This window comes from Paenarthrobacter ureafaciens, assembly GCF_004028095.1.
In the GTDB taxonomy this organism is placed as follows: Bacteria; Actinomycetota; Actinomycetes; order Actinomycetales; family Micrococcaceae; genus Arthrobacter; species Arthrobacter ureafaciens.
On the sequence record NZ_SBHM01000007.1, the window covers coordinates 313,815 to 335,702 of the forward strand.

The 21,888-nt window shown below is 64.1% G+C and carries 16 protein-coding genes; 10 read left to right on the forward strand and 6 right to left on the reverse strand.

What is annotated here, in order from left to right:
• Positions 1–24: 24 nt before the first annotated feature.
• Positions 25–2,433, reverse strand: coding sequence for a glycosyltransferase family 2 protein (locus tag AUR_RS05675; protein WP_128397077.1), 2,409 nt, complete (start codon positions 2,431–2,433; stop codon positions 25–27).
• A gap of 219 nt (positions 2,434–2,652) precedes the next feature.
• Here AUR_RS05675 and AUR_RS05680 point away from each other — a divergent pair, with 219 nt between their 5' ends.
• The 4 genes from AUR_RS05680 to AUR_RS05695 all read left to right on the forward strand — a co-directional run bounded on the left by AUR_RS05680 (position 2,653) and on the right by AUR_RS05695 (position 10,975).
• Positions 2,653–4,221 (forward strand): chitinase, encoded by a 1,569-nt coding sequence (locus AUR_RS05680; RefSeq protein ID WP_069695869.1) that lies wholly within the window; start codon positions 2,653–2,655, stop codon positions 4,219–4,221.
• A gap of 134 nt (positions 4,222–4,355) precedes the next feature.
• Positions 4,356–7,766, forward strand: coding sequence for a hybrid sensor histidine kinase/response regulator (locus tag AUR_RS05685; RefSeq protein WP_241650871.1), 3,411 nt, complete (start codon positions 4,356–4,358; stop codon positions 7,764–7,766).
• Positions 7,763–8,683 carry a GGDEF domain-containing protein gene (locus AUR_RS05690; protein WP_062097752.1) on the forward strand — a complete coding sequence of 307 codons (921 nt, stop codon included), beginning with the start codon at positions 7,763–7,765 and terminating at the stop codon, positions 8,681–8,683. The genes AUR_RS05685 and AUR_RS05690 overlap by 4 nt, the downstream gene beginning before the upstream one ends.
• A 72-nt stretch (positions 8,684–8,755) precedes the next feature.
• On the forward strand, positions 8,756–10,975 hold the full coding sequence (locus AUR_RS05695) for a S9 family peptidase (protein ID WP_062097754.1): 2,220 nt from the start codon (positions 8,756–8,758) through the stop codon (positions 10,973–10,975).
• 69 nt (positions 10,976–11,044) lie between these two features.
• On the opposite strand, the gene AUR_RS05700 is transcribed toward AUR_RS05695, so the two are convergent.
• Both AUR_RS05700 and AUR_RS05705 read right to left on the reverse strand, forming a co-directional pair.
• Positions 11,045–11,857 (reverse strand): class I SAM-dependent methyltransferase, encoded by an 813-nt coding sequence (locus tag AUR_RS05700; protein WP_062097756.1) that lies wholly within the window; start codon positions 11,855–11,857, stop codon positions 11,045–11,047.
• A gap of 19 nt (positions 11,858–11,876) precedes the next feature.
• Positions 11,877–12,260: a DUF7793 family protein gene (locus AUR_RS05705; RefSeq protein ID WP_062097758.1), complete on the reverse strand. Its 384-nt coding sequence runs from the start codon at positions 12,258–12,260 to the stop codon at positions 11,877–11,879.
• 197 nt (positions 12,261–12,457) lie between these two features.
• Here AUR_RS05705 and AUR_RS05710 point away from each other — a divergent pair, with 197 nt between their 5' ends.
• The gene (locus AUR_RS05710; RefSeq protein ID WP_062097760.1) at positions 12,458–14,101 is read left to right on the forward strand and encodes an ATP-binding protein; all 1,644 of its coding nucleotides are present in this window, start codon (positions 12,458–12,460) and stop codon (positions 14,099–14,101) included.
• 191 nt (positions 14,102–14,292) lie between these two features.
• Here the strand turns inward: AUR_RS05710 and AUR_RS20240 are convergent, their stop codons facing one another.
• Positions 14,293–14,460 carry a hypothetical protein gene (locus AUR_RS20240; protein ID WP_021473873.1) on the reverse strand — a complete coding sequence of 56 codons (168 nt, stop codon included), beginning with the start codon at positions 14,458–14,460 and terminating at the stop codon, positions 14,293–14,295.
• A gap of 106 nt (positions 14,461–14,566) precedes the next feature.
• On the opposite strand from AUR_RS20240, the gene AUR_RS05715 reads away from it, so the two are divergent.
• Complete coding sequence (locus tag AUR_RS05715; RefSeq protein WP_062097762.1) at positions 14,567–15,628, forward strand: tetratricopeptide repeat protein; 1,062 nt, start codon at positions 14,567–14,569, stop codon at positions 15,626–15,628.
• Between the two features lie 4 nt (positions 15,629–15,632).
• Entirely contained in the window at positions 15,633–17,189 is a 1,557-nt protein-coding gene (locus AUR_RS05720) for a putative bifunctional diguanylate cyclase/phosphodiesterase (protein WP_062099308.1), read from the forward strand.
• Here the strand turns inward: AUR_RS05720 and AUR_RS05725 are convergent.
• Both AUR_RS05725 and AUR_RS05730 read right to left on the reverse strand, forming a co-directional pair.
• A complete protein-coding gene (locus tag AUR_RS05725) occupies positions 17,186–18,163 on the reverse strand; it encodes an IS481 family transposase (protein WP_062096667.1) in 978 nt (325 codons plus the stop codon). The genes AUR_RS05720 and AUR_RS05725 overlap by 4 nt on opposite strands.
• Positions 18,164–18,339: 176 nt before the next feature.
• On the reverse strand, positions 18,340–18,903 hold the full coding sequence (locus AUR_RS05730) for a GNAT family N-acetyltransferase (RefSeq protein WP_062097764.1): 564 nt from the start codon (positions 18,901–18,903) through the stop codon (positions 18,340–18,342).
• A 132-nt stretch (positions 18,904–19,035) separates the two neighbouring features.
• Here AUR_RS05730 and AUR_RS05735 point away from each other — a divergent pair, with 132 nt between their 5' ends.
• From AUR_RS05735 to AUR_RS05745, 3 genes are all read left to right on the forward strand, one after another.
• Positions 19,036–19,497: a hotdog fold thioesterase gene (locus tag AUR_RS05735; RefSeq protein ID WP_021473869.1), complete on the forward strand. Its 462-nt coding sequence runs from the start codon at positions 19,036–19,038 to the stop codon at positions 19,495–19,497.
• A 6-nt stretch (positions 19,498–19,503) separates the two neighbouring features.
• On the forward strand, positions 19,504–20,850 hold the full coding sequence (paaK, locus tag AUR_RS05740) for a phenylacetate--CoA ligase PaaK (RefSeq protein WP_021473868.1): 1,347 nt from the start codon (positions 19,504–19,506) through the stop codon (positions 20,848–20,850).
• 81 nt (positions 20,851–20,931) lie between these two features.
• On the forward strand, positions 20,932–21,534 hold the full coding sequence (locus AUR_RS05745) for a TetR/AcrR family transcriptional regulator (protein ID WP_021473867.1): 603 nt from the start codon (positions 20,932–20,934) through the stop codon (positions 21,532–21,534).
• Positions 21,535–21,888: the final 354 nt, after the last annotated feature.

The window sequence follows — 21,888 nt, forward strand, 5'->3', positions numbered from 1 at the left end:
TGCCGGGCCCGGGCTGCTGGAAGGCTATCGCAGTGAGATGCGGCGACGATCAGTTCCGCCGCGGAGGTCTCGGTTGAGCCTGCGGTCACCGTGGTACAGGATCGACTCCCAATCCACTTCCTCCGCCGACTTGGGTACCACCACCGGCTCCTTGCCTGCTTTCGACTTCGGACTGACGTAGAGCCAGTTGAGTGCACCCAAGGAGATATCCACCACCGAGTTCCAGAGCCCTATGTAGGCCTGGATACACGTCATGGCCAGCACCGCATTCAGCGTAGCGAACGCAACATTGCCCCAGTTTCCCTGCTGCCAGTCCCGCCAGATGGTCAACAGGGAAAAGGCAACAATGAGGTATGGGATCAGGACGTAGATGGCCGGGGCAGCGGTGCGGTTCTTGACCTTAGGCGTGCGGACGAACGGAATCTTGTCCCCCGTGAGCCCCTGCTGCAACGACTTGAGCACGCCGGCCAGGTTCACCGGCAAGAGGATGAGGTTGAAACCGTAAATCCTGAAGATGTCACTGAACCGGTGCCCGCAGTCGCGAAGATCGGATCCCATGCAGAGGAAGTACGGAAGGGCGGCAACAAACACAGCAGGGCTGAGCAAGCGACTGTCATAGGGATAGGCCAGCAGGAACAGGAGCCCAAAACTGGCCCAGCAGATAGAGGCCATGTAGTTCACCCTCAAGAGGACTTCCCGAATGAGGATCCTCTCGCGTTGGAGTCGCCGCTGCGACAGTTGGTTCCACAGCTTGGGCAGGATCAGCAAGCCTCCATTGGCCCAGCGCCGCCGCTGCACTACCAGGGAACCAAAATCCGGCGGTGTAGCGCTGTAGCTCAAGCGCTCCGGATAATTGACCAAGGTCCACCCGTGGGCGCCCAAGTCGATGCTCGACTCCGTATCTTCAATGACAGTGCGGTCCTGGATGTAGGTACGCACCTCGAAGCCGCCAACCGTCTCCACTTCCACGATGTCTTCCAACGCGCGTTTGCGGATAATGGCGTTGACTCCCACCCAAAAAGTTGCCCCGTAATAGGACATTCCTTGGTGGAGGATGTGTTGGATATCTGTTGTGGCGCCCGCAATTCGCTCAATTCGCGTTGGAGCTCCACGGAACGACGAATAAGGAGTTTGGGTTACAGCTACACGTTCATTTCCTGCCGATTCGAGAAAATACACCAATCGGAGGCAATAATCCCGGAGCAGCAGGGAATCGGCGTCAAGGGTCAGCAAATAGGTGCTGTCCGGTACCACAAGGTCATCTTCGAGCGGCGTAGTAGCAGGACGCAGCAATGTGGCTCCGCCCGCTTCTTCCTTCCGCCAACGCTGACCCATGAGGGAAATGTAGGCATTCAGGTTCATGGCCTTGTTGGCTTCATGGGAAAGGCTCGCATAACGCTTGCGCTCGAACGACTCCAAGCGGCCATTGAATATCCATGTGAGCCTGAGGTACAGCTGCTCCATTCGCTCAGGTGCGGGCAGGGCTCCCTGGGCCTTTGCCGATGTCAGGGCCAGGAGCACCAAGCGCAATTCGCGCGCCAGGCCCATGATCACAAGGTCCACAAAGAACTCGTCCACATGGTCGTGGACTGACTCTGCCTCCGCCATGGCTTCCAACCATTCGGCTGCAGCCTCGTATTCGGCAATGAGCAAGTCCAGCTCATCGAGGTCCCGGAGCTTTTGTTGTGCGCCCTTTTGCTTCCCTGTCTTCTTGGTTGCAGGAGACGCACTGCCGGCAGCCGGATCGACCGGCCCGTTCCTGCGGGCGCGGTAAGCCGCCAAGGCACTGTTGGCCCGGGCAGCTGGTGCAGATAGCGCCCTCTCAATCTGGCCGGCCAACGCCCTTGTCTCATCAAGACGCCGGGCCTTTTCCGGGTCAGTGGGGTTGGGCGGATCGTCCAGCAGCAGAACCACACGCAAGTCAGGGAATTCCTGCAGGGCTGCCGACCACAACGTGGCCCTCACTACCCCCGGCTCTTCGGCGTAAGAAGGTACGAGCACCGTGATGCCGTGCTGGTAATCGGCAAAGTGATTGTCCAGTTCACCCCGCGGGACCCTGCGGTGTTCCCTGAAGCGGTAGAGGGCGCCCTGCCTGGCCATCAGGTACATCAGGGCCGAGAACGTCAGGAAAGTTACTACCACCACATAGGAAACGGACTCGATGGTGAAACGGAAACCAGGATTCGGGTTATTAATGAACTCGCGGATGATGGTGGAAACGACGTAATACATCCACGCGCCCACAGTGACCAAAATGGCAAGCCGGCCCAGCACGATCTTCCGGGCGGAAGGCTTTGGGTGAACAATCGGGAGCGGCTCGGAACGGCGCTCCGATCCCCATTGGCGTTTGCGCCCCTTAGCCTCCGATGGCTCATCGATAGCCGTGCCCGAATTAGGCACAAGGTCAGGTGAATCCACCAGTTGGTCCGTCATAGTTCCCCATCAGATTGCATGCAAGGCCAAGGCCAGCTATCCGGAAAGACGTGATCGTCCGTTTGTCAAGTCACATCGATTTACCCCTTATACTAATGGAGGTTTGCGCCGTGTCGATTCCTGTCTTTAAGGCTTGACAATCGAGGTCTTATTAGGAACCTCACGGTATTCATTTGCCCCTGCTTCGCATCAAACTTCAGTGTCAACGTTGGGTGATCCATGTCGAAATACTTCCCTGGACGGAAACTGTCCATCCTTCGGCTCTCCGTTTTATCGCTCGTCATTGGAGGGCTGGTAGCTGCCGGCATCACCACGTGGCACAACTATTCCGATGCCCGGGCCGCCGCTGCTTCACCATCCACTTTCGCGGGGTATGTCGACGTCACGGCGACCCCGAGGTATGCCTTCGAGCAGGCATCGACGGCGAGCACCAAATCAGTGGTCCTCTCGTTCATCGTCGCCGACCCGAAGGATGGCTGCACGCCGTCGTGGGGTACGTTCTACAGCCTTGATGCGGCAGGGGAAGACCTGGACCTGGATCGCCGTATTGCAAGGTTGCGCCAGGCCGGAGGCAGCGTAGCCGTCTCGTTCGGCGGTTTGTCGAACAAGGAACTGGCGACGGCATGCAGGGACGCCGCCCGGCTAAAGGCCGCTTATGCACAAGTAGTGGACCGATACGAGTTGACGTCCATCGACCTGGATATCGAAGGAGCCGCACTATCCGACGTCGATGCACTCACGCGGCAGGCCAAAGTGATCAGCGAACTCCAGAAGGAACGCCGGGAAAACGCCCAGGACCTCTCCGTATGGTTGACGCTCCCTGTGGCTCCTACGGGACTGACGGCCGAGGGGACATCCGCCGTCAAGCAGATGCTGTCAGCCGGCGTCGACCTTGCGGGCGTCAACGTCATGACCATGGACTACGGTGCCAGCCGCGTCGCAGGGCAAACCATGCTGCAGGCGTCAATTGCCGCAGCAGAGGCAACCCACTCCCAACTGGGAGAAATCTATTCGTCGGTCAACCAAGACCTTGGTGCGCAAACCCTGTGGCGCAAGATCGGCCTTACCCCCATGATCGGCCAAAATGACATTGTGGCCGACGTCTTCACCGTCGCCGACGCGGAGGGCCTGCACGACTTCGCGGAAAGCAAAGGCGTAGGGCGTATGTCCATGTGGTCCCTGAACAGGGATGTCGAATGCGGACCGAACTACCCCACGCTGACGGTGGTCTCAGATGCCTGCAGCGGCGTGGCGCAGTCAGGTGGCTTGTTCTCGAGCATCCTTGGCGCGGAACGGGATTCCGTCAGCACCGCAACGTCACCCGCTCCGGAGCCGACAACCACTACAACCGCAGCGCCCGTCGTCGACGATCCCGCCACCAGCCCGTACCCCATCTGGTCACCTACCAACGCCTACGTAAAGTCGGACCGCACAGTGTGGCACGGCAATGTGTATGAAGCGAAGTGGTGGACCAAGAACGATGTCCCCAACAACCCCGTAGCTGCCGGCACGGCAGCTCCCTGGCAGCTGATCGGCCCCGTCCTCCCGGGGGATCGCCCGCAACCAGAGGTCACAGCTCCTGCCGGCACCTACCCTGTATGGTCGGCCGAAACCGTGTACAAGAAGGGCGATCGCGTGATGTTTGGCCCATACGTGTTCGAGGCCAAATGGTGGGTGCAAACTCAAAGCCCGGAGGCGGCATTGCAGGGGTCCTCCGAGACAGCGTGGGCCAAGCTGTCCAACGCTGAGCTAGCCAAGTTGCTGCAGGGAACGCCAACACCCAAGTAGGCGGGAACATCTTGACGCATATTCCCACAAGAAGCTGGCCCACCCACGTATGATCACCACAGCGCAACGGACTGTACGCGCATTGTTCGCTTTTGGGTGGGGCCACGGTCGAAGGCAGGGGTTCAGTGGCGGGAGTGAAGCAAGGAGTTCTGCCGTCGCGCAGAGTCACCGCACGAACAATCCGGCTCTTCTCGACGGCCGCAGCTTTATGCTTTGTGCTCCTGTCGGCCGGTCTCGCCAGCGGCATCGGTTCTCCCACGGCGCAATTGCTGGGCGACCTGGCAATACTGACTGCCGCACTTACTGCCCTGACTGCCCACACCCTGGCGGCCGTGCGACGCCGGGGCCACGCCACGGGCCGGTGGTTCGTTGTTGCCGGGCTGGCTTTGTGGACTGCCGGCCAGCTCATCTGGACCGTCAACGGCGTCACGCTTAACCACGATTACCCTTTCCCCTCCATCGCCGACATCGGCTTCATCGGGTATGCCCTGCCCGCAGCCATTGGGCTGACCCTGCTGTTGAGGGGGAAGGGCCGGCGGCTCTCCCTCAAACGGACCATCCTGGATGCCGGCGTGGTGGCAAGCTCCACGTTCTTCATAGCGTGGAGTGCCGTCCTGGGACCTTTGGCAGGAATTCCGAACCAGGACCCCTTCGCCCAGGCCACCCAGATGGCTTACCCCATAGCGGACGTGTTCATGGTGACCGTGGTCATCGTCCTGACCATGCGGGCGGTGCGCGGAAGGCGGCTGCCGTGGCTTTGCCTCGGGGTGGGCTTCTGGATCCTCGCCGGCACGGACCTGATCTATGTGCGCTTCACCCTTGAAGGCGTCACCGGCGTCACGGGCTCGCCCTTGGTTTTCGGCTGGGTGACCGCCCTGCTGTTGATTGCCCTCAGCCCCCTTGTTCCGGCGTCGGACAAGGTGCGTAAGGACGGCCGTGCCTACGCGGCGATGCTGGAACTGCTCCCCTACCTGCCGGTTTTCAGTGCCGTGTTCTTCTCCAGGAGCAGGGCCATCGGCTTTGAGCCGATCCTGGTCATCACTGGCTTGGTGACTATTAGTTTCGTCATCGTGCGCCAGGTGCTGATCGTCGTCGAGAACGTCACGCTCACCAGTGAGCTCGAAAGCAAAGTTGCCGAACGCACCGCCGAACTGGAAGGGCTGGGGGCGATCGTCAACTCCTCCGGCGACGCGATTATCGGCAAGGACCCTGACGGCACCATCACCAGCTGGAACCCGGGCGCCGAGCGCATCTACGGCTATCCGGCGTCGGAAACCATCGGCAGGAAGAGCGATTTCTTCATCCCCGCCGAACTCCGCCAGGAGGAAGCCGAGGCCCTCGCCATCACGGCGGCGCAAGGCACAGTGCAGAACTACGAATCCACCCGGCGGCGTTCGGACGGGACGCTTGTTCCCGTCTCCATCACGATGTCCCCTGTCCGCAGTGCCACGGGGATCAGGGGCGCCGCCACCATCTCCCGGGACATCACCGAACGCAGGGCCGCCGAAGCCGAGCTCTTGTGTGCACGTGAGACGGCGTTGGAAGCCAGCCGCTTGAAGTCCGAGTTCCTCGCCACCATGAGCCACGAGATCCGCACGCCGCTCAACGCCGTCATCGGGCTGACGTCCCTCCTGATGGACACCGAGTTGAACGAAGCCCAACGCCAATACGCACAGGGCGTGAAAGGTGCCGGAGAGGTCCTCCTCACCCTCATCAACGACATCCTTGATTTCTCCAAGCTGGAAGCCGGCAAAGTGGACCTGGACGTCACCGCGTTCGATCCGCGGGCACTGGTGGAAGAGGTGGCCGGACTCGTTGCCGAAGCGGCGCAGAGCAAGGACCTGGAACTCATCTCCTACTGCCATCCGGACGTCCCGCCACGGCTCATGGGCGACTCCGGACGCATCCGCCAGATCCTGCTGAACCTTGCCTCCAACGCCGTGAAGTTCACCCCCTCCGGTGAGGTGGAGATCCAGGTGTCCCTCTTGGAGGAGCACGACGGTGAAGCTTCCCTGCGCTTCCAAGTCCGGGACACCGGAATCGGCATCAGCGAAGCGGACCACCAACGGCTTTTCGAATCCTTCGCCCAGGCGGATGCGTCCACCACGCGCCGCTACGGCGGAACCGGCCTGGGGCTGGCCATTTCCCGGCGGCTCACGGAAGTCATGGGCGGTGAAATCGGCCTGGCCAGCGAGGAGGGCGCCGGCAGCCGGTTCTGGTTCGAGCTGGAGCTGCCGATCGGCCCGGTCCCCGCGGACACCGCGGCGGTTCCGGCGTCGTTGGCAGGCCGCCGGGTCCTGGTAGTGGACGACAACTCCACCAACCGCCTGGTCCTGGAGAATCAGCTGGCCAGTTGGGGCATGGTCCCGGTGGCTGTGCCGGACGCCAGGACCGCTTTGGAACAATACCGCGCGGCGGCCAATGCCCATTCACCCTACGACCTCGCAGTGGTGGACATGTGCATGCCGGACACCAACGGCCTGCAGCTCGCCCGCCAACTCACGTCGGAAGGCAACGGCACACACGCTCCGGGCATCATCCTGCTGACCTCCACCATGGGCGTGGAGAAAGCCGAACTCACCTCCGCAGGCATCCGCGAATACCTCACCAAGCCGGTCCGGAGCTCCGAGTTCTACAACCGGCTGCTCCGGCTCATTGCCGGGAAGACTCCAGGCCCGGCACCCGCGAAGGCCGCTTCTCCCAGGCCGGCGGCCGGGAGCCTTGGCAGGCTCCTGGTGGCCGAAGACAACGAGGTCAACCAGCTGGTGGCCCGCGGCATGGCGAACCGTTTGGGTTACGAGGTGGACATCGTCGACGACGGCGAACAAGCCGTTGCTGCCACCCTCACCCAGGACTACGCAGCCATCCTCATGGACTGCCACATGCCGGTCATGGATGGATTCGAAGCAACCCGCACCATCCGGGCCCGCGACGCCGCCGGGCGACGCGTCCCCATCATCGCCATGACCGCCGGGGCCCTGGATGAGGACCGCGAGCGCTGTTTCGCCGCCGGCATGGACGATTACATCAGCAAGCCCGTGGACGTGGACACGCTCGGGCAGACCCTGGCCAAGTGGGTGCCGCAGGCCTTGGCCGGCGACCCGCAGCAGCCGGCGGCAGCAACGCCGTCGAGCGCCACATCCCAAGCGAGCGCTACATCTCAGGCGGGCGCTACACCCCCGGCGAGCGCCGCTCCGGCCATTGACCCGGACCGTGTGCAATTGCTTCGCGAGCTCGGCCCCGGGCTGCTGCCCGACGCCGTCGCGGCTTTCCGGGAGGAGGCGGACCGGGCGCTCGGCGTCCTGGACCAGGCTCTGTCCCGCAACGACGCAGGCTTGCTCCGGTCGGCGGCGCACAAGCTGGCCGGTGCCGCGGGCAGCATTGGTGCTGTGGGGGCGTCGGCGTTGTCCAAGCGGTTGGAACAGCTGGGCGGGTCCGGCTCGGCCCCGTTGGAGCCGATGGGCCGTCCCGTGTTTGAGGAATTGAAAGCAGAATTGGCCCGGGCGGAAGACGAACTCGGGCGCACGTTGTTGGGAGCCCCATGAAAGTCCTGATCGCGGACGATGACCTGATTTCCCGGATGATCACCAAAGCCGCCGTGGAGCAGGCCGGGCACGATTGCGTGGTGGCGGTGGACGGCGACGAAGCCTGGGAGCTGTATCAGGTGCACCAGCCCGGGGCTGTAGTGACGGACCTGATGATGCCGGGTTTGAACGGCCTGGACCTGTGCCGGGCCATCCGGGAGTCGGAGGATGACTCCTACACCTACCTGATCCTTGTGACCTCGCACGGTTCCCGGGATGATGTGCTGGCCGGCATGGAGGCAGGGGCGGACGACTACGTCACCAAGCCGTTGGACCCGTTCAACCTGCGGATCAGGCTGCTGGCCGCGCAACGGATCACCTCGCTGCACGCGGACCTCGCGCGTTACCGTTCGGCGCTCACCGAGCAGGCACGCACGGATCCCCTCACCAAGCTGCACAACAGGCTCAAGCTCACCGAGGATCTCGCGGAGCTGCAGGACCGGACCGAGCCCCACGATTTCTGCTTGGCGATGGTGGATGTGGACAACTTCAAGAGTTACAACGATCTGTACGGGCACCCTGGCGGTGATGCGGCGCTGGTGGCCATCGCCTCGACGCTTGCCGGGGCGGTGCGGGAGACCGACGGCGTTTACAGGTTTGGCGGCGAGGAGTTCCTGCTGCTCCTGCACGGGCAGGACGCGGACGGCGCGGAGGGTGTCATGGAGCGCATCCGTTCGGCGGTGCACGCGCTGCAGATCGAGCACACGGGTGATCCTGACGGCGTCCTCACCATCAGCGCCGGAGTGGCTTCCTATGCCGAGGGGCACCGTTCGGGCACAGAGCAGCTCCTCAAGGATGCCGACCTCGCCCTGTACGCAGCCAAGGCATCCGGCCGGAACCGGGTGACGGTAGCGAGCCGTAGTTCCTTCCCCAACTGACTGGCAGCAGGGGTTGTTCTGAGCGCTGGGAACAACCCCTACTGCCAGTTACTTGGGCGATAGAGTGGCCACATGAGCCACACTTCTTCCGCGCCTGCTCCTGCCCCGGCTTCCTCACCCCAACCCCCTGTTGCCAAGCGTGTCCCCACCCGTCGCGAACACCACGGCGACGTCTTCGTGGACAACTACGAGTGGCTCCGGGACAAGGAATCCCCGGAGGTGGTTGAACACCTCAAGGCTGAGAACGCCTACCAGGAAGCTGTGACCGCACACCAGGAGCCGTTGCGCGAAGCGATCTTCCAGGAGATCAAGGGCCGCACCCAGGAAACTGACCTGTCCGTGCCCAGCCGCAAGGACGGGTGGTGGTACTACAGCCGTTCCGTGGAGGGCAAGGAATACACCATCCAGTGCCGCGTCCGCGCCCAGGACACGGGAGACCGCGTGGCGGACTGGACTCCGCCGTCGGTTGAACCCGGTGTTTCCCTTGCCGGCGAGGAGATCCTCCTGGACGGCAACGTCGAGGCCGAGGGCAAGCCCTTCTTCAGCGTTGGCGGTGCCGCCGTCACCATCGACGGCAACCTCTACGCCTACGCCGTGGACAACGCCGGCGACGAACGCTTCACGCTGCGCATCAAGGACCTCCGCACCGGCGAACTCCTCCCGGACGTGATCGAGAACGTCTTCTACGGCGTGGCCTTCTCCCCCGACGGAACCCGCCTCTTCTACACGGTGGTGGACGAATCCTGGCGCCCCTACCAGGTGAAGGCCCACGTCCTGGGGACGCCCGTCACCGAGGATGAGGTGGTGTACCAGGAGGACGACGTCGCCATGTGGTTGGGCTTCGACCTCGCCTCTGACAGGCGCCACCTTGTGCTCAGCATCGGTTGCTCGGAGTACAGCGAAACCCGTCTGCTCCGCTTCGACGACTACGACGCCGGGCTGACCACCGTCATCTCCCGTGACGAGCGCCTTCTCTACGAGGCCGAGCCCTTCCTCCTGGACGGTCGCGAGACCATCCTGCTCACCCACAACAAGGACGCCATCAACTCCATGGTGAGCCTGGTGGTTCCTGAAGAACTGGCCAAGCCGCTGTCCGGGCAGGACTGGCGTACCGTCGTCGAACATTCAGACGACGTGCGCGTCAACGGCGCCGGCGTGACCGCCACGCACCTGGTGCTGTCCATCCGGAAGGACACCATTGAACGCGTGCAGGTCCTGCCGCTCGCCGGGCTGGGGACGCCGCAGCAGGCTACCCCGGTGGAGCCTGAATTCGACGAGGAGCTCTACACCGCGGGTGTCTCCGGCTCCGACTACAACGCTCCGGTCATCCGGATCGGCTACACGTCCTACTTCACGCCGTCGCGGGTTTACGACTTTGTGCTGCCCACTTCGGATGCTCCCGCCGGTGAACTCCTGCTGCGCAAGGAAAGCCCCGTGCTGGGCGGCTACTCCGCCGCCGACTACGTCGCCACCCGTGAGTGGGCGACCGCCGACGACGGCACCCGGGTCCCGCTGTCCGTGCTGCGGCACGTTTCGGTCAAGCAGGACGGAACGGGCGCCGGCCTGGTGTACGGGTACGGCTCGTACGAAGTGAGCATGGATCCCGGATTCGGCGTGGCGCGGTTGTCCCTGCTGGACCGTGGGATCGTCATGGTGATTGCGCACATCCGCGGTGGTGGAGAGCTGGGCCGGCACTGGTACGACGACGGCAAGAAACTCACCAAGAAGAACACGTTCACGGACTTCATCGCGGCCACGGATTGGTTGGCTTCCTCCGGTTGGGTTGCCCCTGACCGCATTGCCGCAATGGGTGGCTCGGCGGGCGGCCTTCTCATGGGCGCCGTCGCGAACATGGCGCCGGAGAAGTACGCGGCCGTGGTGGCCCAGGTGCCGTTCGTGGATGCGTTGACCACCATCCTGGATCCGGACCTCCCGCTGTCCGCGCTGGAATGGGAAGAATGGGGCAACCCGATCACCGACCCCGAGGCCTACGCGTACATGAAGTCCTACACACCGTATGAAAACGTGCGGTCCGTGGCTTACCCGAAGATCGCTGCTGTGACCTCTTTCAACGACACCCGTGTGCTGTACGTGGAGCCGGCCAAGTGGGTGCAGGCGCTGCGGTCGACGTCCACGGGTTCAGAGCCGATCGTGATGAAGATCGAGATGGATGGCGGGCACGGCGGAGCCTCCGGCAGGTACGTCCAGTGGCGTGAGCGTGCGTGGGACTACGCGTTCGTGGCGGACTCCCTCGGCGCGACGGAACTCCTCCCCGGCGCCGGCCTCAAGTAAGTCTCCCCGGCACCCAACTGGGTCGCATTTGTGCGCGTTTAGAGCCGTCAAAACGCGCACAAATGCGACCTAGTTGCGTTGGTGGGGGCGGAGGATGGCGAAATAGCCGGGGATCACGTCCGGGCGCCCGGGGTTGCTGAGTGGCCGGGTTTCGATGTTCGCCGCCCCCTCCTCCACCAGGTCCCAGTCCGACGGCGGAAACGCCTTGCGCCGTTGAGCGGCACCGAAGCGCCCGGGCATGGGGAGGCCACGGATGGCCCACTCCAGCGGCGCGGGAATGGAATGCCGCGTCGCGCCAAGGTGGCTGACGTAGTCCACGGGGGTACCGCGGAAGTTGGTTTCCGCGAGGAACACCGTTCCTCGCCGGCCCACGACCGGCAGCAAGTTCGCTGCCAAAGCAGCCCGGCCTTTCCGGTCCAGGACATGGAGCACGCCGCGGATGAACACGTTGGCGTCTCCGCTGAAGCCCGCCTCTTCCAGCGCCGTCCCTACGGTTCGCCACGCGCCGGGTGCCGTGAGGTCCGCAACGGCGAACGACGTCGTCGGCCACTCATGCGATTCGCGCCGCGCCCGCTCAACGGCGTTTGCCGAGTAGTCCACGCCCACAGCGTGCGGGAAATGCGGGGCGAAGTGGCGGGTGAAGCTGCCGTTGCCGCAGCCGACGTCCACCAACGGAAGGTCCGCATCCAGCAAGGCAAGTTTGGGCAGGTAGCTCTCGGCCTCATGGCTGTTGCCTGAATCCCAGAGGACATCGCCGTCGGCTCCCGTGGAACGTACCTTGCCCCAGTATTGGTCCCATGCGGTCTGCGGGTCCTTGGGCGCCCCGGAGGACAGCCTGATGAGGCGCGGAACCAGCAGGTACTTGCGGAAAGCAGTCAGCATCCTTCCAATATATGGGCGCCTACGCGTTGATCAGCCAGTTGAGGGCTTCTGTTTCGTCCGTGAAAAATTTGGTGGGGCACGGGGGCTTCATGATGCCGATGAAAAAATTGGCGATTACCCTGTCCACCGGCGACGACCCCCACAATGCGATGCGCGAGGCCTGGCACGGTTTCGCGAAGACGGACCGGGCGCCGCGGGTGACATCGTTGGTGGTGGCCATGTCCACGATCATCGGATGCCGGTCCTTGCCGCAAATTTCGTTCACGCGGTCCATGGCCCGCTGGGCGTCCCGTTCCTTGATGCTCGCTCCCCGGGGCCACGTCAGCCGGAGAATGCCCGGTTCCTCCAACTCAAGTTCAAAATCAACGGGCTGGTAATCCTGGGATGCTGCTGCCTGCTCCACCGTGCTCCTCGACGTTCCGTAACCGGGGCACCGCTGGTTCCTCCCCCGACACATCAACACTTCCCGAGCGCGTGCCCAAAGTAAAGAGGCGGGACGCGACCCATTTGGCCATGCCGGGCCGTGACCTGCGGATGCGCTGATAAGGTGTGCAACATCTGGTAAAACCGTGGAACAAAAGTTGTAACGGAAGGGGCTCAGTGGTTCACAACGGAGCCGAAGTACAGCACGTTCCGCTCACGGCCGTGGTGCTGGATTCGGACGTGGGACGGTTGACGACGACGTCGGCCGCCCTCACCGCTGCCGGCTTCCAGGTTTTCCCTGCTTCAAACCCTGATTCACTGGCCATCAGCCTCGAACACAACCACCCCTCGATCGTGGTGGTGGAGAACGCCCTCGCCCACGGACTGCGCAGTCCCGGGATCCCCGTCCTGCTGCTGTTGAACGCCGGGGATTCCGTGGACCTCGAGGAAGCAGAGGCGTGGCGGGTGGTGGATTACGTCATCAACCCCGTCCGCCCGGACGAGCTGGTTCACAGGGTCAATACCCTCATCGGCAGGTCCAGGGAACGCTCCCGCTCGCGCAACCACATGGAGGCCCTGCGGGAAAACCTGCGCAACGTGTCCGCCGCGATCCGTGAAACCAACGACCCCCAGCTCATTGCCGACCACGTAGTCCGGGGTTTCGGCGAAGCGTTGGGCGTGGACCACGTCTGGTTCGCCACATTCCGTGACGAGCGCGTCCCCTCCATCCGGGCACAGTGGAACGCCCCCGGCACCAAACAGCTTCCCGCCAAGCTCGGCAACAGCGAGAACGCCATCGCAGAGCTATCCAACCGCCTGTGGACCGAAGCGGACGCCATGACAGTCCTGGACCACCGCGAGGAGCCCGATTCCAGGATCACCCAGGCCCTGCGCGAATGGTCTCCGGAACTGCAGCCCGTCTCCACGGTCATCCTCCCGGTTGGCGAAGGCGCCTCGGCGCTGGGCGTGGTCCTCCTGTGCACCGAGAACCGGATCCATGACTGGACCCGCCCCGAACTCTCACTGATGCAGCACGTGGCCGGGAACGTTGCCCACGGACTCATCCAGGGCCACCTCATCAGCGCCCAGCAACGGGTCCTGCAGCAGCTGAGGCAGCTGGACAAGGCCAAGACGGACTTCCTGGCCACCGTCAACCACGAACTCCGGACTCCCCTGACGTCCATCACCGCCTACCTGGACATGATCCGCGACGGCTCAGGCGGCCCGGTCCCCGACGGCATCAAGAAAATGCTGGACGTCATTGCCCGGAACTCGGACCGGCTGCGGCGGCTGATTGAAGACATGCTGACGGTCTCCATGCAGGACGGCAGCAACCTGGACCTCAAACCCGTGGATGTGGACAAACTGCTGCAGGTTGTTGTCGCCACGCTCCGGCCCCTGGCTGAGTCCCGGCACGTGGACATCTCCTACGTTGAAGCCTCCGAAGACATCGAGGTCACCGCCGACGAAGCCAAACTCGAGCAGGTCTTCACCAACATCGTGGCCAACGCCATCAAGTTCACCCCGGAGGGTGGCCGGGTCGGGATTACCAGCGTCCTGGAGGAAACGGACGACGGCGGACACGCGGCACTGGTGCGCGTGGCGGACACGGGCCTTGGCATCCCTGAACACGACCTGCCCCACATCTTCACCCGCTTCTACCGGGCATCAAACGCAACATCGGCGGCCGTACCCGGCAGCGGGCTGGGCCTGGCGATCGCGCACGACATCATCAGCAGGCACATGGGGCGGCTGAACCTTGATTCCACCCTGGGGGCAGGGACCACGGTGTCCATTGAGCTCCCTGTCGGCGGGCCGTAAGCAACAAGTGAGTGCCGCCGTCGTCGGTTTTTACCCCTGCCTCGGCGTGTGACAGCCCAGTCAAGCACTCCGGCCGGTCCTGACGGTGAGGGTCACTAATCCGCGACACATATCGAAACAAAACAGATGCCCCGGGTAACAACCCGGGGCATCAAATTGCGTCATGGGGCCTTTTCAGGCGTCCCCCCAATTTAGTTCGGCCACCATCCGATGCTGGTGGTGTTTGTCTTGGTGGTGACGCTGTTCGGCCACCAGCCGATTGCCGTGGAGTCCTGCGACGGCTCGGCGTTAGCCGGAGCAGCGAATCCTGTAACTGCCAGGACTGCCGCCATGAGCAGGGTTGCCGCAAATTTCTTCATCCGCTGTGCCCTTTCGTTCTGATGCGAATTTGAGTGTGTGACTTGAACAATGTCACGGGGCAAACTATACGAGCTTTTCAATGCTAATGACATGGATAATGGGTTTATGCAGAGTCCCCACCTGGCATCACACGTTGTAGCAGGGCTCAATGCACGTGCCAAATGGAAAGAGCGAAAATTCGACGAGGCTTTCGAGCTCGCCGGTGACGCCGCTGACCTGGCCGCTGCCGCCGGGGATGACGACACGTGGTGGGAAATGCTCTACCTCCAAGCAGAATGCCGCCGGGACCAAGGCAGCATCGAAGAATACCTGCGGCTCGCAACCGAGCTGAACAACCACCAACTCACATCCACCTCCTCCGAGCGCGGCGCGAAGGCCGGGACCATGGTGGCCGTCGCCTTCCAGGGACTGGGCCGCCTGGCCGAGGCTGCTGCCATGGCCTCGGACTCCGCAAAGCTGGCCGCCGGCGACCCCGATCTGCTGCACGTCCAGATCCTCGCCCAGCGCGCACTCATCGCGGCGTTGGCCGAAAGCAGGCTGCTTGAGGACGCCTGGCGCGAATGCCTGCAGCTGGAAACCCTGCTGGCCGATGTTGACGAAGACACTGCAGGCAAGGGCTATTGGGTCATCGGCAACGTCGCGTTCCTGGCGGACAGGGTTGCCGACGGCGGGATGTACCACGACCTCGCGGCCGAACGCCTGTCCCCCTCCAAGGACGTGGACCTGTGGGCGCGGTTCAACCGGGCCTCGGCGGAGATGCGGCTTCAGGCCAAGCTCCTGGACTCTGCCACCCTGCGCTGCATCGAGCGGGCGGAGATGGCCACAGACATTGTGGGCGGCTCCGAGCGGGACCACTTGGAGATGTCCCTGGTCCGCGCCCGCTGGAACTACCTCAACCAGGACATGCAGGAAGCCCTGGCCATCCTCGAGCCGCTCTGCGCACAATCCTCCATCCTTGCCACCCAGACAGCCGCCGAAGCACACTTCCTCCTCGGCAGGACCCTGCTGGCACTGGGCCGGCTGGACGATGCCGAGGCGGTGTTCGATAAGTCCGCGAGTCTCTTCGACCAATCAGCCCTGCCCGAGCGCAGTTCTGCCGTGCATGACTACCTCCGCGATAATGTTGGCAGTGCTGCGAAAGATCGGGGCGGCCAACACAGGGGGTGACCAGGTGCCGCAGGAGGACTCAATAGCCGGGAAGGACCCACGGCTGGGCAAGCTCCTGGACGGAATCGTCAGGCTTGCTGCCGGCGACCTTGACGCCCGGATGGAAGTCTCGGACGCCCGGGACGAGATCGACGCCGTCATCATGGGCACCAACCTCCTGGCCGAAGACCTGCAGATCGCCTACGCGGAACTGGAGCAGCGGGTCGCCGCTCGAACGCGGCAATTGCACGAGGCGCACCGCGAGATGCAGCACATGGCCATGACGGATTCCCTCACCGGCCTCAGCAACCGTTCAGCGTTCACCGCGGCCCTCACCGACGCCCAGGAGAAAGCCGCCGCACAGGGGCAGCGCCCGGCCATCCTCCTGCTGGACATGGACGGCTTCAAAGGCATCAACGACTCCCTGGGCCACACCATCGGCGACAAGGTCCTCGAAACAGTGGCCGGGCGCATCACCGGCGCAGTGCGGGACGAAGACATCGTCGCCCGCATGGGAGGGGACGAATTCGCCATCCTCCTGCACGACGTGACCCCGGCGATTGCCGCATCGATCGGCAACCGGGTGCTTGCCGCCGTCGACGGCATCCTGGAAATCGAGGGACACCACGTGCGCTGCGGAGCGAGCATGGGCCTTCGCATGGCCGCACCCGGGCAGAGCGCCCAGGAAATCATGATGGAAGCGGACATTGCCATGTACGAGTCCAAAGCCGAGGGCCGCGGCCGCCTCAAGTCGTTCCAACCGGCCATGCTGCATGCCCGGCAGCTGAGGAACCAGCTGGTCAACGAGCTCAAGGAAGCCATCGCCGGCAACCAGCTGGTGCTGTTCTACCAACCCATCGTCCGGTTGGACACCCGCGAAATCGAGGGCGTGGAAGCCCTGGTCCGCTGGAACCATCCCACGCGCGGCATGGTGATGCCGGACGAGTTCATTCCCATCGCCGAGGAAACGGGTCTCATCTCCGACCTGGGCGGCTGGGTGCTGCGCACCGCCGTCGAGCAGTTGCAGCGCTGGCGCAACGATCCCCTGACAGCGCACCACAACTTCAACATGCGCATCAACGTCTCCGCCGCGGACCTGCAGCGGCTCGAATTCGTGGAGGACGTCCGGGACGCGCTGTCCACAGCCAAGCTCGACCCCACGCTGCTGGTCCTGGAGCTGACCGAGAGCGCCGTCATCCAAGGCAACGACCTCGACCGGTACACCCTCAGCAGCCTGGAACGGCTCGGCGTCGGCATGGAGATCGACGACTTCGGCACCGGCTACTCGTCCATCGACTACCTCCGCCGGCTGCCCGTCCACGCCGTCAAGGTGGACCGTTCCCTGCTCTCCGCACTCGGCAGCGATCCCGCCCAACCCGCACTGCTGGCGGCCGTACTGCAACTCATCCGCGCCTGCGGGCTCGGCGCCGTGTGGGAGGGCATCGAGACCGGGGACCAGGCCCGGTACCTGCTCAGCATCGGCTGCACCAGCGGGCAGGGGTACTACTTCAGCAGGCCGCTCTCGGAGGAAGTACTCACTGAGCAGCTCAGGCACCACAAGACCTGGCCGGTGGCGGACTAGGTGTAATTCCCACTGAGGTTGTGAACGCGGCTGATGGGGGTTTTGCCTCCGATGCCGGTATGGGTTCGGTGATGATTGTAATGGTGGAGCCATGCCGGGTAGGTGGCGGCGCGCTCGGTTTCTGAGGTGTAGGGCCGGGCGTAGGCCCATTCGGTGGCGAGGGTGCGGTTGAAGCGTTCCACCTTGCCGTTGGTTTGGGGTCGGTAGGGGCGGGTGCGCCGGTGTTTGAGGTGCGGTCCCAGGGCTGCTGCGAAGGTCCGGGAGCGGTAGCAGGACCCGTTGTCCGTGAGCACCGCTTTGACGGTGATGCCGTGGGCGGCGAAGAATGCGGCGGCTCGCAGCCAGAAGGCGGCGGCCGTTTCCTTCTTTTCGTCGTTGAGGATTTCGGAGTACGCGAGCCGGGTGTGGTCATCGACGGCATGATGCAGGTAGGCATAACCGGTCCCGGCACGGCGGTTCCGCTGCCCCTTGGCGCGTCCGAGGGCGCGGTGTCCGCCGCCGTCGGGGATGCGCCCAAGCTTCTTGATGTCCACGTGGATCAGGTCTCCGGGGTTCTCGTGCTCGTAGCGCTGCGGTGCAGGTGTGCGAACGGGCAGACCGGTGCCCTGATCCAGGCAGGCCAGCCGGGGCATCCGGTACCGGGTCAGCACCTTGCCGACGGTGGAGCGGGCCAAGCCCAGGTGGGCCGCTATCCGGTGCGGTCCCCACCGCCGATTGAACCTCAACCCCACAATGCGGCGTTCGGTGCGTACGGGGGTGCGTTTCGGGCTCCGCCGCGGGCGGGAGGACGCGTCAGCCATGCCGTCCTCACCACGGACCCTGTAGCGGTCCACCCACTTCTTGGCCGTCGCTGGTGAGCATTGAAAACGTTCCGCGGCCCGGCGCAACGTCCAGCCCTCCTCAACGACCAAACGGGCCAGCTTCGCCCTGGCCTTAGGTGTCAGATCGGCGTTGGCATGGGTAACGTAGGACAACGAGAGCCTCCTGGCGTCGAGATGAGTGTGGTAACCCAAATCGATACCGGAGGCTTTCGCCTTTTACATCACGCCACGCTGTTCACAACCTCCATGGGAACTACAACTAGGAGCACGACGGCGGCCTGCCGGCTTGGTTGCCGGCTGCCGGTTTGGGGCTACTCGCCGGTTTGGGGCTACTCGCCGTTGCGCCGGGCACGCCACTCGGAGTCGAGGATGGCGTAGATGTTCTCGGTGGCCCACTGCCCCTTGTAGTGCCAGATGTCCACGAGGGACGCCTCCAGCCGCATGCCGATGCGCTCGCAGATCGCCGCGGAACCGTGGTTGAGGGCGTCCAGCTTGGCGTCGACGCGATGGAAGGCAAGGAGTCCGAAGGCCAGGTCCAGCACGGCTTCCGCGGCTTCCGTGGCGATTCCCTGGCCCCTCGCATCAGGATGCAGGATCCAGCCAACCTCTGCCTGCCCCGGCCCTTCCAACCACTTGAGCACCACCTCGCCCAGCAGCCCAGGCTCATCCTGCCGCTCGATCGCCAGGCAGACCCAGTCGCCCTCCTGCTTGAATTCGAAGTTCGCGTAGCGCCCCAGCACCTCCATGGCTTTGGTCTTGCTCAGGGGCGGACGCAAAAGGAACCGCGCCGTGTCGGGGAGGGACTGGTAGGCGTGGAAGCGTTCCAGGTCCTCGGCCTCGAAGCGCCGCAAGATGAGGCGTTTGGTGATGATCGGGAGCGCGATATCGGGCATGTCTTCGAGGCTACAGTGCCGGTCCGAAAGGATGTCCAGTTCAGGCCCTGGAGCTTTGTCCAGTCTTGACACGTGGCGCGATCTGGGATTACCTAATGAACATTCGGTAAATAAAGCTGGAGGCAATGACGCATGGTTGAAACAACCCTCTCCGGTGCTTCGCACCACATCCTGACGAACGACTATGCGTCCGAATGGATGGGCATCGAGGTCCTCAAGGTCGACGACGGACACGCCACCATCAGGATGAAGCTCCGCCAGGAAATGCTCAACGGCTTCGGCATGGCACACGGCGGAATGATCTTCGCCTTCGGTGACACCGCCTTCGCGCTGGCCTGCAACCCGGCCAGCCCGACGCCCGAGGAGGCCGCCACCATCACGGTTGCATCCGGCGTCGACATCAATTTCATTAAGCCGGCCTTCGAAGGCCAGGTGATCACCGCCGTCGCCAACCGCCGTGCCACAACGGGACGCAGCGGCCTGTACGACATCCAGCTCTACGCGGCTGACGAGTCCTCCTCCCCCACCATCACCGAACCCGGCGAACTCATTGCAGAGTTCCGTGGCCGCAGCCGCACCATCTCCAAGAAGTAGGAAGCCATGACACAGAACACCGTCGCCGCAACAGCCACCCCGGAGGCAGCCGCTGTTCCCGGACTGGACCGCGAGGAAACCATCTCCCGCGACGAGCTCGAGGCCCTGCAGCTCAGCCGCCTCCAGCACACTGTCGCCTACGCCTACGACCGCGTGCCGCTCTACAAACGCAAGTTCGACGAAGCCGGCGTCCACCCCAGCGATCTGCGCGAACTGGGCGATCTTGGCAAGTTCCCCTTCACCACCAAGGAAGACCTCCGCCTGGAGTACCCGTTCGGCATGTTCGCCGTCCCGCAAGACCAGGTTGCCCGCATCCACGCGAGCTCCGGCACCACCGGCCGACCCACCGTGGTGGGCTACACCAAGAACGACCTCGCCAACTGGGCTACGCTGGTTGCCCGCTCGCTGCGTGCCTCGGGCGTGCGCCCCGGCATGAAGGTCCACAACGCTTACGGCTACGGCCTGTTCACGGGCGGTCTCGGCGCACACGCCGGCGCCGAAGCCCTCGGCTGCACCGTCATTCCCATGTCCGGCGGCCAGACCGAGCGCCAGATCCAGCTCATCCAGGACTTCGAGCCGGATGCCATCCTGGCCACGCCCACGTACTTGCTGACCATCGCCGACGCCATGGCCCAACAGGGCATCGACCCCAAGTCGACGTCGCTCAAGTACGCCGTCCTCGGTGCCGAGCCGTGGACCGAGGAGATGCGCCGCGAGCTCGAAGTCACCATGGACATCAAGGCCTGCGACATCTACGGGCTCTCCGAGGTCATGGGCCCCGGCGTCGCCGGCGAAGCCGTGGAAACCCAGGACGGCTGCCACATCTGGGAAGACCACTTCCGCCCCGAAATCATCGATCCCTTCGACCACACGCGCGTCCTGGGTGACGGCGAACCGGGCGAGCTCGTCTTCACGTCCCTGACCAAGGAAGCGCTGCCGATCATCCGGTACCGCACCAAGGACCTCACGCGCCTGCTCCCCGGCACGGCCCGTCCGGCCCACCGCCGCATGGGACGCATCACCGGCCGCAGCGACGACATGATCATCCTCCGCGGCGTGAACCTGTTCCCGTCCCAGATCGAGGAAATCGCTTTGAGGATCCCGGAGCTCAGCCCGCACTTCCAGCTCGAGCTCACGCGGCCCGAAGGCAAGCGCATGGACTCCCTGACGGTACGGATCGAGCGCCGCGAGAACGTTCCGGTTGAAGCAGGCACGACGGCGGCACACGCCTTGCGCGAGCAGATCAAGATTCACGTCGGGTCATCGTGCGTAGTGGACGTCGTTGAGCCCGGTTCACTTGAACGCTCCAACGGCAAGCTCCGCCGCATCTACGACCTTCGCCCCAAGGCCTAGTCTTCCCGGTGACGCCCCGGGTACTTCACGGGGCGTCTTCGGTTTGACAGGTCCGCCCACTGATCGTGAGAAAATGCCACCATGCCAACTGAGACAACCTCCAAGCGCGGACGGCCCGGTTACGACCAGCAGTCGGTGCTCCGCATCGCCGTCGACGTCTTCAACCGCCACGGGTACGACGCAACGTCCATGGGCATCCTGGCCGAAAACCTCGGAATCTCGAAGTCGGCCATCTACCACCACGTCCCCTCCAAGGGCGACCTCCTGAAGCTTGCCTTGGACCACGCCCTCGGCGGCCTGGAGGCCATCCTGGAGCAACCCGAGGCCATGACCGGCCCCGCCGACGCCCGCTTGGAATTCGTGCTGCGGCAAACCATTGCAGTGCTCGTGGAACGGCTCCCCTTCGTCACGTTGCTCCTGCGCCTGCGCGGGAACACCGACATTGAGCGCGACGCCTTGGAACGCCGTCGTGCCTTTGACCATAAGGTGGCTGCGCTCATCTCGGCTGCGCGCGAGGACGGTTCGCTGCGGCAGGACATCGATCCCCGCACGGTCACAAGGCTCCTGTTCGGCACCATTAACTCGATCGTGGAGTGGTACAAGCCCGGCGGCTCGCTGTCCCCGGAGAAGCTCGCGGATGACGTGATCACCATGGCGTTCGACGGCCTCCACGCCGCCGCCTGACCCTCTATCACCTCCCGCCCCTTTCCCGGCGTCCCTCTATCACCTCCCGCCCCTTTCCCGGCGTCCCTCTATCACCTCCCGCCCCCTTCCCGGCGCCCCTCTATCACCTCCCGCCCCCTTCCCGGCGCCCCTCTATCACCTCCCGCCCCCTTCCCGGCGCCCCTCTATCACCTCCCGCCCCCTTCCCGGCGCCCCTCTATCACCTCCCGCCCCCTTCCCGGCGCCCCTCTATCACCTCCCGCCCCCTTCCCGGCGCCCCTCTATCATTTCCCGACCCGCCCCGGACGCGACAGAAATTCGTAAGGTCTCCGGAGCCGTTGCGAGCGTAGGATTTTCAGCGTAGGAGGTGGCCAT

Bases quoted from the DNA above. Each gene is read 5' to 3' on its own strand.
- AUR_RS05675 (WP_128397077.1), bottom strand. From the start codon at position 2,433: ATGACGGACCAACTGGTGGATTCACCTGACCTTGTGCCTAATTCGGGC.
- AUR_RS05680 (WP_069695869.1), top strand. From the start codon at position 2,653: ATGTCGAAATACTTCCCTGGACGGAAACTGTCCATCCTTCGGCTCTCC.
- AUR_RS05690 (WP_062097752.1), top strand. From the start codon at position 7,763: ATGAAAGTCCTGATCGCGGACGATGACCTGATTTCCCGGATGATCACC.
- AUR_RS05695 (WP_062097754.1), top strand. From the start codon at position 8,756: ATGAGCCACACTTCTTCCGCGCCTGCTCCTGCCCCGGCTTCCTCACCC.
- AUR_RS05700 (WP_062097756.1), bottom strand. From the start codon at position 11,857: ATGCTGACTGCTTTCCGCAAGTACCTGCTGGTTCCGCGCCTCATCAGG.
- AUR_RS20240 (WP_021473873.1), bottom strand. From the start codon at position 14,460: ATGAAGAAATTTGCGGCAACCCTGCTCATGGCGGCAGTCCTGGCAGTT.
- AUR_RS05715 (WP_062097762.1), top strand. From the start codon at position 14,567: ATGCAGAGTCCCCACCTGGCATCACACGTTGTAGCAGGGCTCAATGCA.
- AUR_RS05730 (WP_062097764.1), bottom strand. From the start codon at position 18,903: ATGCCCGATATCGCGCTCCCGATCATCACCAAACGCCTCATCTTGCGG.
- AUR_RS05735 (WP_021473869.1), top strand. From the start codon at position 19,036: ATGGTTGAAACAACCCTCTCCGGTGCTTCGCACCACATCCTGACGAAC.
- paaK (WP_021473868.1), top strand. From the start codon at position 19,504: ATGACACAGAACACCGTCGCCGCAACAGCCACCCCGGAGGCAGCCGCT.
- AUR_RS05745 (WP_021473867.1), top strand. From the start codon at position 20,932: ATGCCAACTGAGACAACCTCCAAGCGCGGACGGCCCGGTTACGACCAG.